The following is a 13,413-nucleotide window of genomic DNA, read 5'->3' as shown; positions in this document are numbered from 1 at the left end:
CTTCGCCGCGTTGCGCGGGTGTAGCTCAGTTGGTTAGAGCGCCGGCCTGTCACGCCGGAGGCCGCGGGTTCAAGTCCCGTCACTCGCGCCATTCTCTTTTTCCCACTCCCTTTTCCCAATGAAAACGAAGCGTTCGCGGCTTTACCGGCAAGCTCGTGATGCCTATATCCGGTAAGCTCGACCCCCATATCCGATAAGCCGGATAGAGAACAGGGTCATTTAAAAAGTTTGGTAATACCAAGGACATCCGCTCATTTCCGCAGAGCGGATTCGTTGGCTGAAAGCGATTCAAAGCGCTTTCCTTGATCACGCTCTCGTCATATATTCCGCCCCGTCTGATGGGCTAATCCAAGGCATTCCAGCCACGACACCGCGCGTCGGCCGATTACCGGCCGCACCGGCGATCGTGGCGTGGGCTTATGGGAGGACCGCGGTGACCAACCCGCTGATCATTGAGTACCTTCCGATCCTGGTGTTCCTGTTGATCGGTATCGCGCTGGCCGTGGTGATGGTTGGCGCGTCTTACGTCATCAGCCCGAAGAATCCGGATTCGGAGAAGCTCTCCCCCTACGAGTGCGGCTTCGAGCCGTTCGAGGACGCCCGCACGAAGTTCGATGTGCGGTTTTACCTGGTCTCCATCCTGTTCATCATCTTCGACCTCGAAGTCGCCTTCCTGTTCCCGTGGGCCGTGGCGCTCGGGGACATCGGCCTCTTCGGCTTCTGGTCGATGATCGTGTTCCTTGGGATTCTGACCATCGGCTTCATTTATGAGTGGAAGAAAGGAGCTCTGGAATGGGAGTAGAGGCTGCCAAGCTGGCGCCGATTCCGCCCGGACCGGAACAGGACGCCTATCTCCGCGCGGTCACCGAGGAGATCCAGGAAAAGGGCTTCATCACGGCGAAGTACGAGGACGTGCTCGCCTGGGCCCGCACCGGATCGCTGTGGCCGATGACCTTCGGTCTGGCCTGCTGCGCGGTGGAGATGATCCACGCCTACATGAGCCGGTACGACCTGGACCGTTTCGGCGTCATTCCGCGCCCCAGCCCGCGCCAGTCCGACTGCATGATCGTGGCCGGCACGCTGACCAACAAGATGGCCCCCGCGCTGCGCAAGGTCTACGACCAGATGCCGGAACCGCGCTGGGTGATCTCGATGGGCTCCTGCGCCAACGGCGGCGGCTACTATCACTATTCCTACTCGGTGGTGCGCGGCTGCGACCGGATCGTTCCGGTCGATATTTACGTGCCGGGCTGTCCTCCGACCGCGGAAGCGCTGGTCTACGGCATTCTGCAACTCCAGAAGAAGATCCGGCGCGGCAACCGCATCGCTCGCTGAATAAGAAAAAGGCAGGTCCTGGCCATGTCCGAACAGGCGTTGAAGGAACTTGGGGACCATATCGCCGCGACGCTCGGCGATGACGTCCTGAAGGTCGAGCTGAAGCTTGGCGAGTTGATGGTGACCGTCCGCCGGCCCTCGCTCATCAAGTCGCTCACCTTCCTGCGTGACGATCCGACCTGCTCGTTCGAGCAGCTGCTGGACGTCACCGCTGTGGATTGGCCGGAGCGGGAGGAACGCTTCGAGGTCGTCTACATCCTTTTGAGCTACAAGCACAATCGGCGCCTCCGCGTGAAGGTCACGACCGACGAGGACACCCCGGTGGCCTCGGCCGTGCCGGTGTACAACGCGGCCGGCTGGTTCGAGCGTGAAACCTGGGACATGTTCGGGATCTTCTTCTCCGACCATCCGGACCTGCGCCGCATCCTGACCGACTACGGCTTCGAAGGTCACCCGTTGCGCAAAGACTTCCCGATGACGGGCTATGTCGAGTGCCGCTACGACGAGGACCAGAAGCGAGTCGTCTATGAACCCGTCCGCCTGACGCAGGATTTCCGCAGCTTCGACTTCCTGTCGCCTTGGGAAGGCATGACGAACGTGATGCTGCCCGGCGACGAGAAGGCCCAGGCCCCTGACACCGGGAGCAAGCCGTGACCATCGCCACGTCCGCACACCCCGCCGCCGGCCAGTCCGGCGGCAAGACCCAGATCAAGCCCTACACCATGAACTTCGGGCCGCAGCACCCTGCGGCCCACGGCGTGTTGCGTCTGGTGATGGAGCTGAACGGCGAAGTCGTCGAGCGCTGCGACCCGCACATCGGCCTGCTGCACCGCGGCACCGAGAAGCTGATCGAGTACAAGACCTACCTGCAGGCCGTTCCCTACTTCGACCGCCTGGACTACGTCAGCCCGATGTGCATGGAGCACGCCTATGTGCTCGGCATCGAGAACCTGCTGCAGATCAAGGCGCCGCTGCGTGCCCAGTACATCCGCGTTCTCTTCTCCGAGATCACGCGTATCCTGAACCACATCCTGTCGATCACCACCGGCGCGCTCGACGTCGGCGCGATCACGCCGGCGCTGTGGGGCTTCGAGGAACGCGAGATCCTCATGGAGTTCTACGAGCGGGTGTGCGGCGCGCGGCTGCATGCGAACTACTTCCGTCCCGGCGGCGTCGCCTGGGATCTGCCCGCTGGCCTGACCGACGACATCTGGGAGTTCACGGAGCGCTTCCCGAAGTTTGTTGACGACATTGACAATCTGCTGACGAACAATCGCATTTTCAAGCAGCGGACGGTGGATATCGGCGTCGTCACAAAGGAGGAGGCGTTCAACTGGGGCTTCACCGGCCCGATGCTGCGCGGTTCCGGCGTCGCCTGGGACCTGCGCAAGTCGCAGCCCTACGAAGTCTATGACCGCATGGACTTCGACGTTCCGGTCGGCCTGACCGGCGACTGCTGGGCGCGCTACCTAGTCCGCATGGAGGAGATGCGCCAGTCGAACCAGATGATCCGCCAGTGCCTGAAGGAGCTTCCCGACGGCCCGGTGCGCGTGGAGGACCGCAAGGTATCGCCGCCGCCACGCGGCGAGATGAAGCGGTCGATGGAAGCGCTGATCCACCATTTCAAGCTCTTCACCGAGGGCTTCCACGTCCCGGCGGGCGAAACCTACACCGCCATCGAGGCGCCGAAGGGTGAGTTCGGCGTGTATCTGGTGTCGGACGGCACGAACAAGCCGTACCGCTGCAAGATCCGCGCGCCAGGCTTCGCCCACCTGCAGGGCCTCGACTTCATGTCGAAGGGCCACATGCTGGCCGACGCGGTGGCCAACATTGCGTCCATGGACATCGTGTTCGGAGAAATTGACCGATGAGCGCCCCGGCTCACGACCCGGCCAAGGAGCCGGCCTCCTTCGCCTTCACTCCGGAAAATCTGGAACGGGCGAAGTCCATCATCGCGAAGTACCCGGCGGGCAAGCAGGCCAGCGCCTGCATGCCGCTGCTCGATCTGGCCCAGCGCCAGAGCGACGGCTGGCTGCCGCGCGTCGCCATGGACGCCGTGGCCGACCTGCTCGGCATGCCGCGCATCCGTGTGTACGAGGTCGCGACCTTCTACACGATGTACAACAAGACTCCGGTCGGCAAGCACGTCATCCAGGTCTGCACGACCACGCCGTGCTGGCTGCGCGGGTCCGACGACATCGTGCACACCTGCGAGCGCAAGCTGGGCATCGGCGTCGGCGAGACGACCGCCGACGGCCAGTTCACGCTGCGCGAGGTCGAGTGCTCGGGCGCCTGCGTCAACGCGCCGGTGGTCCAGATCGGCGACGACTATTATGAAGACGTCAGCCCGGAACACATGGAAACGATCATCGATGCCCTCAAGGGTGGCGAGATCCCCAAGCACGGCTCGCAGATCGGCCGGCAGTCCTCCGAACCGGTGGGCGGCCCGACGACTCTGAAGGCCTTCACCACCACGGCCGATTGAGGGGGATGCGATGCTTCGCGACGAGGACCGCATTTTCACCAACCTGTACGGCTACCAGAGCTTCGGCCTGGACGCCGCCCGGAAGCGTGGTGACTGGGACAACACCAAGGCCCTGATCGCCCAGGGCAAAGAGTGGATCATCGAGCAGGTCAAGGAATCCGGCCTGCGCGGGCGGGGCGGCGCCGGCTTCTCCACCGGTATGAAGTGGTCCTTCATGCCGAAGAACGTGACGGACAAGCCGGTCTACCTCGTCATCAACGCCGACGAGGGCGAGCCGGGCACCTGCAAGGACCGCGACATCCTGCGCCACGATCCGCACAAGCTGATCGAGGGCTGCCTGATCGCCGGTTTCGCCATCGGCGCCTCGGCCTGCTACATCTACATCCGCGGCGAGTTCTACAACGAAGGCTCCAACGTCCAGCGCGCCATCGACGAGGCGTACAAGGCGGGGCTGATCGGCAAGAACGCCTGCGGCACCGGCTACGACTACGACATCTACATCCACCGCGGCGCGGGTGCTTACATCTGCGGCGAGGAAACCGCGCTCATCGAGTCCATCGAGGGCAAGAAGGGCCAGCCGCGCAACAAGCCGCCGTTCCCCGCCCAGGCCGGTCTCTATTCCTGCCCGACCACGGTGAACAACGTCGAATCCATCGCGGTGGTTCCGACCATCCTGCGCCGAGGTGCTGCGTGGTTCGCCGGTCTCGGCCGGCCGAAGAACACCGGCACCAAGCTCTTCTGCATCTCCGGGCACGTCAACAAGCCGTGCAACGTGGAAGAGGAGATGGGCATCCCGCTGAAGGAACTGATCGAGAAGCACGCCGGCGGCGTACGCGGCGGATGGGACAACCTGCTGGCGATCATTCCCGGCGGTTCGTCGGTGCCGCTGCTGCCGAAGTCGATCTGCGACACGGTCCTGATGGACTTCGACAGCCTGCGCGACGTGCGGTCGGGTCTGGGCACCGCGGCGGTGATCGTGATGGACAAGTCCACGGACGTGGTGAAGGCCATCGCCCGCCTGTCCCAATTCTACGCCCATGAGAGTTGCGGCCAGTGCACGCCGTGCCGCGAGGGCACCGGCTGGATGAACCGCATCATGCAGCGCATGGTGACCGGAAACGCGCGCGTCGAGGAAATCGACATGCTGCTGGAGGTCACCAAGCAGATCGAGGGGCACACCATCTGCGCGCTCGGCGATGCCGCGGCCTGGCCGATCCAGGGCCTGTTCCGGCATTTCCGGCCGGAGGTCGAGCGCCGCATCCTCGACTACCGCAACGCCGCCAAGTCCTTGGCGGCCGAGTAAGGAGCCCGGTTTCCAATGCCGAAACTCACCATCGACGGGATCGAGATCGAAGTCGAGCCGGGCACCTCGATCCTGCAGGCCTGCGAACAGCTGGGCATCGAGATCCCGCGCTTCTGCTACCACGAGCGGCTGAGCGTGCCGGCGAACTGCCGCATGTGCCTCGTGGAGATGGAGCGCGCGCCGAAGCCGGTGGCCGCCTGCGCCATGCCCTGCGGCGACGGGATGGTCGTGAAGACCAACACCGACCTCGTGCACAAGGCCCGCAAGGGCGTCATGGAATTCCTGCTGATCAACCACCCGCTGGACTGTCCGATCTGCGACCAGGGCGGCGAGTGCGATCTCCAGGACCAGGCGATGGCCTACGGCTTCGATCGTGGCCGCTACGGCGAGAACAAGCGCGCCGTCCAGGACAAGTACATGGGGCCGCTGATCCGGACCGAGATGACGCGCTGCATCCACTGCACGCGCTGCATCCGCTTCGTGAACGAGATCGCCGGCGTTCCCGACCTCGGCGCGGTGAACCGCGGCGAGCACATGGAGATCACCACCTTCGTCGAGAAGGCCATCGGCTCGGAGCTGTCGGGCAACCTCGCCGACGTCTGTCCGGTGGGCGCTCTGCTCTCCAAGCCCTACGCCTTCACTGCCCGTCCGTGGGAGCTGCGCAAGACCGAGACGGTCGACGTGCTGGACGCGGTCGGCTCGAACATCCGCGTCGACACGCGCGGCCCCGAGGTGATGCGCGTCCTGCCGCGCGTCAACGAGGACGTGAACGAGGAGTGGATCGCCGACAAGACGCGCTTTGCCTATGACGGGCTGAAGCGCCAGCGTCTCGACCGGCCGTACGTCCGCAAAGACGGCAAGCTCCAGCCGACGACCTGGGCGGAGGCCTTCCAGGCCATCGCCGCCAAGGTCAAGGGGGTCCCGGGCAACCGCATCGCTGCCATCGCGGGCGATCTGGCCGACACCGAGTCCATGCTGGCGCTCAAGGAGCTGATGGTCGGCCTCGGCTCGGCCAACATCGACTGCCGCCAGGACGGCGCTGTGTTCGACACGTCGTCCCGCGCGGGCTACCTGTTCAACAGCGGCATCGCCGGGATCGAGCGGGCGGACGTCATCCTGCTCGTCGGCACCAACCCGCGTTGGGAAGCCACCATCGTCAACGCCCGCATCCGCAAGCGCTACCTGATGGGTGGCCTGAAGGTGGCGGTGATCGGCGAGGCCCGCGAGCTGACCTACCCGTACAGCCATCTCGGCACGGGTGCCGGCGCGCTGCAGCAGCTCGTCGACGGCACGCACGCCTTCGCCGACGTGCTGCGCGGCGCCAAGAACCCGATGGTCATCCTCGGCGCCGGCGCCTTCCGCCGCAAGGATGGCGCCGCCGTCCAGGCCGCGGTGCGCAAGCTGGCCGAGACCTTCAACGTGGTTCAGGACGGCTGGAACGGCTTCAACGTGCTGCACACGGCGGCGTCCCGCGTCGGCGGTCTCGACATCGGCTTCCTGCCGGGCGAGGGCGGTCGCGGCACCGCCGGCATCGTCGAAGGGGCAGGGAAGGGCGAGATCGACGTGGTGTACCTGCTGGGCGCCGACGAGATCGACACCGCCGCTCTCGGCAAGGCCTTCGTGGTCTACCAGGGTCACCACGGCGACAAGGGCGCCCACCGCGCCGACGTCATCCTGCCGGGTGCCGCCTACACCGAGAAGAACGCCATCTACGTCAACACCGAAGGCCGTCCGCAGCAGGCGCGTCTCGCCACCTTCCCGCCCGGCGAGGCGCGGGAGGACTGGAAGATCCTGCGCGCCCTGTCGGAACAGCTCGGTCACAAGCTGCCTTACGACAGCCTGGCCCAGCTGCGCCGCCGTCTGGCCGAGGTCAACCCGGTTTTCGCGGCGGTCGGCACCGTCACGCCGTCCCCCTGGGCGCCGTTCGGTGCGGAGGGGCTGATCGATGACTCGCCGTTCTTCTCGACGGTCGCGAACTATTACATGACCGACCCGATCAGCCGCGCCTCGGTGACCATGGCTCGTTGCGCCGAGACGTTCGTGAAGCCCGCCGAGAGCGCTCAGGAGAGGACCGGTACCCATGGCTGAGTTCTGGAGCGGCTTCCTGCTGCCGCTGATCATCATCGTCCTCAAGATCCTGGCGATCGTCGTGCCGCTCCTGGTGGCCGTGGCCTTCATGACCTACGCCGAGCGTAAGATCATGGGCGCCATGCAGCTCCGCCAGGGACCGAACATCGTCGGCCCGTTCGGGCTTCTGCAACCTTTCGCGGACGGCCTGAAGCTGTTCGCGAAGGAGCAGATCCTGCCGGTCGGCGCGAACCGTTTCGTGTTCTATCTGGCGCCGATGCTGACCTTCTTCCTGGCGCTGGTCGCCTGGGCGGTCATTCCCTTCGACTACGGCATGGTGCTGGCCGACATCAACGTCGGCATCCTGTACCTGTTCGCGATCTCGTCGCTGGGCGTGTACGGCATCGTCATGGCCGGCTGGGCGTCGAACTCGCGCTACGCCTTCCTCGGCGCGCTCCGCTCGGCGGCGCAGATGGTGTCCTACGAGGTCTCGATGGGCCTCGTCATCATCTCCGTCCTGCTTTGTGTCGGCTCGCTGAACCTGACGAAGATCGTGCAGGCGCAGGAGACGATCTGGTTCGCCATCCCGCTGCTGCCGATGTTCGTCATCTTCTTCATCTCGGCGCTGGCGGAAACCAACCGTTCGCCCTTCGACCTGCCGGAAGGCGAGTCGGAACTGGTGGCCGGCTTCATGGTGGAATACAGCTCGGCCCCCTTCGCGCTCTTCTTCCTTGGCGAATACGCCAACATGATCCTGATGAGCGCGATGACCAGCATCCTGTTCCTGGGAGGCTGGCTGCCGCCGCTGCCGTTCGCGCCCTTCACCTGGGTGCCCGGCCCGATCTGGTTCGCCCTGAAGATCGCCTTCTGCCTGTTCGTCTATGTGTGGGTCCGCGCAACCATGCCGCGCTACCGCTACGACCAGCTGATGCGTCTGGGGTGGAAGGTGTTCCTGCCGTTCTCGCTGCTGTGGGTCGTGCTGACGGCCGGTGTGCTGGTGACGTTCGGCTGGCTGCCGAAGTGACCGGCGCCTGAACGGACCATCGGATCGAGTTTCAAAGAGAAAGCGCGGGCGTCACCCGGAACGGGGCGCCCGCTAGGAAGGAGACGAAGAGGCCATGGCGTTCCTCGATCGTGCGGCGCGCAGCCTGTTCCTGACCGAACTGTTGGGCGGCCTCGGGCTCACCCTGCGCTACATGTTCAAGCCCAAGGTGACCCTGAACTACCCGTTCGAAAAGGGCCCCATCAGCCCCCGCTTCCGCGGCGAGCACGTCCTGCGCCGGTATCCCGGCGGCGAGGAGCGCTGCATTGCCTGCAAGCTGTGCGAGGCGGTGTGTCCGGCCCTGGCCATCACCATCGAGGCCGAACCGCGTGAGGACGGCAGCCGCCGCACCACGCGCTACGACATCGACATGACGAAGTGTATCTACTGCGGCTATTGCCAGGAGGCTTGCCCGGTGGACGCCATCGTCATGGGTCCGAACTTCGAGTTCTCCACCGAGAACCGTGAAGAGCTTTTCTACAACAAGCAGAAGCTGCTGGCGAACGGCGACCGCTGGGAAGCGGAAATCGCCCAGAACCTCGCGGCCGAGGCGCCGTACCGGTAAGTCGTTGCAGTGCGGTAAGCGGAAACGGGGATAACGATGATTGTTCAAGGCATCGCCTTCTACGTCTTTGCCGCGCTGCTGGTGGCCTCCGGTGTGATGGTCATCTCGGCGCGGAATCCGGTTCATTCGGTCCTTTATCTGGTCCTGGCCTTTTTCCAGGCCGCCGGCCTGTGCGTGCTGCTCGGGGCCGAGTTCATCGCGATGATCCTGGTGATCGTCTATGTGGGCGCGGTCGCGGTGCTGTTCCTGTTCGTGGTGATGATGCTCGACATCAACTTCCGCGAACTGCGGGCGGGCGCGTTGCAGTATCTGCCGATCGGCGGGCTGATCGGCCTCATCCTGCTGGCCGAACTGGCCGCCGTGCTCGGTGGCTGGATCATCGCGCCGGCCGCGGAGAAGGCCGCCTCGGCGCCGATGGCGGCGATGAGCGGTGCGACCAACACCGAGCAGCTCGGCCAGCTCATCTACACCCACTACGTCTATCTGTTCCAGGCGTCGGGCCTCGTGCTGCTGATCGCCATGATCGGCGCCATCGTCCTGACCCTGCGTCAGCGCGAGGGTGTCCGGAAGCAGAACGTCGGCTCCCAGCTCGCCCGTCGGCGCGAGGACGTGGTCGCCATCCGCAAGGTGCCGACCGGGGAGGGCGTGTGATCATGGAAATCGGTCTCGGGCATTATCTGACGGTCTCGGCCATCATCTTCACGCTCGGCGTCCTCGGCATCTTCCTCAACCGGAAGAACGTCATCATCATCCTGATGTCGATCGAGATGATGCTGCTCGCCGTGAACCTGAATCTGGTGTCGTTCTCGGTCTTCCTGAACGATCTGGTCGGGCAGGTCTTCTCCATGATCATCCTGACCGTCGCCGCCGCCGAGGCGGCCATCGGTCTCGCCATCCTGGTGGTGTATTTCCGCAACCGCGGCTCCATCCGGGTCGAAGACATCAATCTGATGAGGGGCTAAGGCAGCGCCATGGAAGTCCTTGTCGTATTCCTCCCGCTCCTGGCGTTCCTCGTCGCGGGTTCCATCGCCCTGTTCGGCGGGCCGAAGGCGGAGCCGGCGCACGCCGGCGGTCACGGCCACCACGATCGTCATGGGCATGACCACGGTCATGGCCACGACGCCCATGCGCACGCCCATGACGAGCATGACGACGACGGCCACGACGACCATCACGTCGTCGCCGGGCCGCCCACCGCGGGCGATCGCGCCGCGCAGTTCGTCACCGCTGGTGCCGTCCTGCTCTCCGCGCTTCTGTCCTGGGTGCTGTTCTTCGACGTCGCCGTCGGCGGCCATCCCCGCACGATCGAGCTGATGAGCTGGATTCGCAGCGGCGGCCTGGACGTGTCCTGGGCGCTGCGCGTCGACCAGCTGACCGCGGTCATGCTGGTGGTGGTCAACACCGTGTCCGCGATGGTGCACGTCTACTCGATCGGCTACATGGCCGAGGACCCGCAGAAGCCGCGCTTCATGGGCTACCTGTCGCTGTTCACCTTCGCCATGCTGATGCTGGTGACGGCCGACAACCTCGTGCAGCTCTTCTTCGGCTGGGAAGGCGTGGGTCTCGCCTCTTACCTGCTCATCAACTTCTGGTACGAGAAGCCCTCGGCCAACAACGCGGCGATCAAGGCCTTCCTGGTCAACCGTGTCGGCGACTTTGGCTTCGTGCTCGGCATCTTCGCGATCTTCGTGCTGACGGGTTCCGTCCAGTTCGACGCGATCTTCGCCAAGGCGCCGGAACTGGTCGGGCAGAAGCTCCATTTCCTCAGCTGGAACTTCGATGCGCTGACCGTCACCTGCCTGCTGCTCTTCATCGGCGCCATGGGCAAGTCGGCCCAGCTCGGCCTGCACACCTGGCTGCCGGACGCCATGGAAGGCCCGACGCCGGTGTCGGCGCTCATCCATGCGGCCACCATGGTGACCGCCGGCGTCTTCATGGTCTGCCGCCTGTCCCCGGTCTTCGAGTACGCCCCGACGGCGCTGGAGATCGTGGCCGTGGTCGGCGCCCTGACGGCCTTCGTCGCGGCGACCATCGGTTTCACCCAGTTCGACATCAAGCGCGTCATCGCCTATTCGACCATGAGCCAGCTCGGCTACATGTTCTTCGCCGCCGGCGTCTCCGCCTACGGTGCGGCGATGTTCCACCTGTTCACGCACGCCTTCTTCAAGGCCCTGCTGTTCCTCGGCGCCGGTTCGGTGATCCATGCCCTGCATCATGAGCAGGACATGCGCAACATGGGCGGCGTCTGGCGGAAGATTCCCTTCACCTACGCGGTGATGTGGATCGGCAATCTCGCGCTCGCCGGTCTGCCCTTCTTCGCCGGTTACTACTCCAAGGACATGATCCTGGAGGCGGCCTTCGCCTCGGCCAGCCCGGTCGGCAAGCTCGCCTTCGCGCTCGGCATCGCCGCAGCCCTGCTGACGGCCTTCTACTCCTGGCGCCTGCTGTTCATGACCTTCCACGGCAAGCCGCGGATGGAGAAGTCGGTCTTCGACCACGCCCATGAATCGCCGATCGTCATGCTGATCCCGCTGGGCGTTCTGGCGCTGGGCGCTCTGTTCGCCGGCTTCGGCTTCCACGAGCTGTTCATCGGCCACAGCATGGAGCACTTCTGGGGCAAGACGATCCTGGTGCTGGCGGACAACAACAGCATCGAGGCGGCCCACCACCACACCCCGGGCTGGGTCAAGCTGGCTCCGCTGGTCGTCGGACTGATCGGCATCGCGCTCGCCTACATCATGTACATGGCGATGCCGGGGCTGCCGACGAAGGTGGCCACCACGTTCCGTGGCGTGCACCAGTTCCTGTACAACAAGTGGTACTTTGACGAGCTGTACGACCGTCTGTTCGTGCGCTCGGCCAAGTATCTGGGCTACGGCCTGTGGAAATCCGGCGACGGCGCCGTGATCGACGGTGTCGGTCCGGACGGTATCGCCGCCGCCACCCGCGACGTCGCGGCGCGCGCCAGCCGCCTCCAGTCCGGCTACGTCTATCACTACGCCTTCGCGATGGTGATCGGTGTGGTCCTGCTGGTCGCCTGGCTCTCGGTGTTCGGTTGAGCGGTTTGAAGGGGAACAAGAACAATGGCTAGCTGGCCGCTCCTGTCGTTCACGACCTTCCTGCCGCTGGCCGGTGTGGCGCTGATCCTGCTGTTCTGCAGAGGCAACACACCGGATGTGGTTCGGAACGTCCGTTACGTCGCGCTTTGGACGACGGTCATCACCTTCGTCCTGTCGCTGTTCATCTGGTTCAACTTCGACCCGCGCAACCCGGGCTACCAGCTCGTGGAGAAGGCGGAGTGGATTCCCGAGTTCGGGATCTCCTACCACATGGGCGTGGACGGCATTTCGATGCTGTTCGTCATTCTCTCCACCTTCCTGATGCCGCTCTGCATCCTCTCCTCCTGGGAGGCGGTGCAGACGCGGGTGAAGGAATACATGATCGCCTTCCTCGTGCTGGAAACCCTCATGGTGGGGATGTTCTGCGCGCTGGATTTCGTCCTCTTCTACATGTTCTTCGAGGGCGTGCTGATCCCGATGTTCCTGATCATCGGTGTCTGGGGCGGTGCGCGGCGCGTCTACGCGGCGTTCAAGTTCTTCCTCTACACGCTGCTCGGCTCGGTCCTGATGCTGCTGGCCATCCTGGCCATGTACTTCGCGGCCGGCACGACGGACATCCCGACGATCACGGCGACCCATTTCCCGCGCAACATGCAGCTCTGGCTGTGGCTGGCCTTCTTCGCCTCCTTCGCGGTGAAGGTGCCGATGTGGCCGGTGCACACATGGCTCCCCGACGCCCACGTCGAGGCGCCGACCGCCGGTTCGGTCATCCTGGCCGGCGTGCTGCTGAAGATGGGCGGCTACGGCTTCCTGCGCTTCAACATCCCGATGCTGCCGGAGGCGACCGAGTATTTCGCTCCGCTGGTCTACACGCTGTCGATCGTCGCGGTGATCTACACCTCCCTCGTCGCCCTGGCGCAGGAGGACATGAAGAAGCTGATCGCCTATTCCTCCGTCGCCCACATGGGCTTCGTCACCATCGGCATGTTCGCGCTGAACCAGCAGGGCATCGAGGGCTCGATCTTCACGATGCTGTCGCACGGCATCGTCTCGGGCGCGCTCTTCCTCTGCGTCGGCGTGGTCTATGACCGGCTGCACACCCGCGAGATCGCCCGCTACGGCGGCCTTGTGAAGAACATGCCGAAATACGCGGTGGTCTTCCTGTTCATGACCATGGCCTCGGTCGGCCTGCCGGGCACCTCCGGCTTCGTCGGCGAATTCCTGGTCCTGCTCGGCGCCTTCCGTGACAACACCTGGGTCGCCTTCCTGGCCGCCACCGGCATGGTTCTGGGCGCCGCCTACGCGCTGTGGCTGTTCCGCCGCGTCGTGTACGGCAAGCTGGACAAGCCGGACGTCCGCGCGATGTTCGACCTGAACACCCGCGAGGTCGCCATCTTCCTGCCGCTGATCGCCGTGGTGCTGTGGATGGGTGTCTACCCGAACACCTTCCTGAACGTCACTTCGGCGTCGGTCGGGCAGCTGATCCAGACCTACCAGACCAAGCTGGCCGCCGCTCAGGGCGGGGCCGACGTCTCCGTCGCCGCGCGCTAGAGGTTC

At 64.8% G+C, this 13,413-nt stretch carries 13 protein-coding genes and 1 tRNA gene; all 14 read left to right on the top strand.

All coding sequences use genetic code 11. The features are described 5' to 3' along the window. Nucleotides 1–14: 14 nt before the first annotated feature. The 14 genes from JJL56_RS13955 (at nt 15) to JJL56_RS13890 (ending at nt 13,407) form a co-directional block, all read left to right on the top strand. Nucleotides 15–91: transfer RNA gene (locus JJL56_RS13955), tRNA-Asp, on the top strand. 342 nt (nt 92–433) lie between these two features. Beyond that, nucleotides 434–802, top strand: coding sequence for an NADH-quinone oxidoreductase subunit A (locus tag JJL56_RS13950; RefSeq protein ID WP_014240120.1), 369 nt, complete (start codon nt 434–436; stop codon nt 800–802). Then, nucleotides 793–1,335, top strand: coding sequence for a NuoB/complex I 20 kDa subunit family protein (locus tag JJL56_RS13945; RefSeq protein WP_014240121.1), 543 nt, complete (start codon nt 793–795; stop codon nt 1,333–1,335). Before JJL56_RS13950 ends, JJL56_RS13945 begins: the two co-directional genes overlap by 10 nt. Nucleotides 1,336–1,359: 24 nt before the next feature. Continuing rightward, entirely contained in the window at nt 1,360–1,989 is a 630-nt protein-coding gene (locus JJL56_RS13940; protein ID WP_014240122.1) for an NADH-quinone oxidoreductase subunit C, read from the top strand. A gap of 68 nt (nt 1,990–2,057) precedes the next feature. Beyond that, entirely contained in the window at nt 2,058–3,206 is a 1,149-nt protein-coding gene (locus JJL56_RS13935) for an NADH-quinone oxidoreductase subunit D (protein ID WP_211111878.1), read from the top strand. Continuing rightward, nucleotides 3,203–3,820, top strand: a complete 618-nt coding sequence (nuoE, locus tag JJL56_RS13930; RefSeq protein ID WP_200485440.1) for an NADH-quinone oxidoreductase subunit NuoE — start codon at nt 3,203–3,205, stop codon at nt 3,818–3,820. Before JJL56_RS13935 ends, nuoE begins: the two co-directional genes overlap by 4 nt. A gap of 10 nt (nt 3,821–3,830) precedes the next feature. After that, entirely contained in the window at nt 3,831–5,123 is a 1,293-nt protein-coding gene (gene nuoF / locus JJL56_RS13925; protein ID WP_145625760.1) for an NADH-quinone oxidoreductase subunit NuoF, read from the top strand. 15 nt (nt 5,124–5,138) lie between these two features. Next, the gene (gene nuoG, locus JJL56_RS13920) at nt 5,139–7,211 is read left to right on the top strand and encodes an NADH-quinone oxidoreductase subunit NuoG (protein WP_200485439.1); all 2,073 of its coding nucleotides are present in this window, start codon (nt 5,139–5,141) and stop codon (nt 7,209–7,211) included. After that, nucleotides 7,204–8,214 (top strand): NADH-quinone oxidoreductase subunit NuoH, encoded by a 1,011-nt coding sequence (nuoH, locus tag JJL56_RS13915; RefSeq protein WP_149166418.1) that lies wholly within the window; start codon nt 7,204–7,206, stop codon nt 8,212–8,214. The genes nuoG and nuoH overlap by 8 nt, the downstream gene beginning before the upstream one ends. A 94-nt stretch (nt 8,215–8,308) precedes the next feature. Then, entirely contained in the window at nt 8,309–8,797 is a 489-nt protein-coding gene (gene nuoI / locus JJL56_RS13910; RefSeq protein ID WP_014240128.1) for an NADH-quinone oxidoreductase subunit NuoI, read from the top strand. A gap of 36 nt (nt 8,798–8,833) precedes the next feature. Further along, a complete protein-coding gene (locus JJL56_RS13905; RefSeq protein WP_145625763.1) occupies nt 8,834–9,448 on the top strand; it encodes an NADH-quinone oxidoreductase subunit J in 615 nt (204 codons plus the stop codon). A 2-nt stretch (nt 9,449–9,450) separates the two neighbouring features. Then, entirely contained in the window at nt 9,451–9,759 is a 309-nt protein-coding gene (gene nuoK / locus JJL56_RS13900) for an NADH-quinone oxidoreductase subunit NuoK (protein WP_014240130.1), read from the top strand. Between the two features lie 9 nt (nt 9,760–9,768). Next, nucleotides 9,769–11,856, top strand: a complete 2,088-nt coding sequence (gene nuoL / locus JJL56_RS13895; protein ID WP_200485438.1) for an NADH-quinone oxidoreductase subunit L — start codon at nt 9,769–9,771, stop codon at nt 11,854–11,856. A 24-nt stretch (nt 11,857–11,880) separates the two neighbouring features. Then, on the top strand, nt 11,881–13,407 hold the full coding sequence (locus tag JJL56_RS13890; RefSeq protein ID WP_200485437.1) for an NADH-quinone oxidoreductase subunit M: 1,527 nt from the start codon (nt 11,881–11,883) through the stop codon (nt 13,405–13,407). The last annotated feature ends 6 nt before the right edge of the window (nt 13,408–13,413 follow it).

The organism is Azospirillum aestuarii (assembly GCF_016632405.1).
Taxonomy (GTDB): Bacteria; Pseudomonadota; Alphaproteobacteria; order Azospirillales; family Azospirillaceae; genus Azospirillum; species Azospirillum aestuarii.
This window is presented reverse-complemented; position numbering and strand designations above follow the sequence as displayed.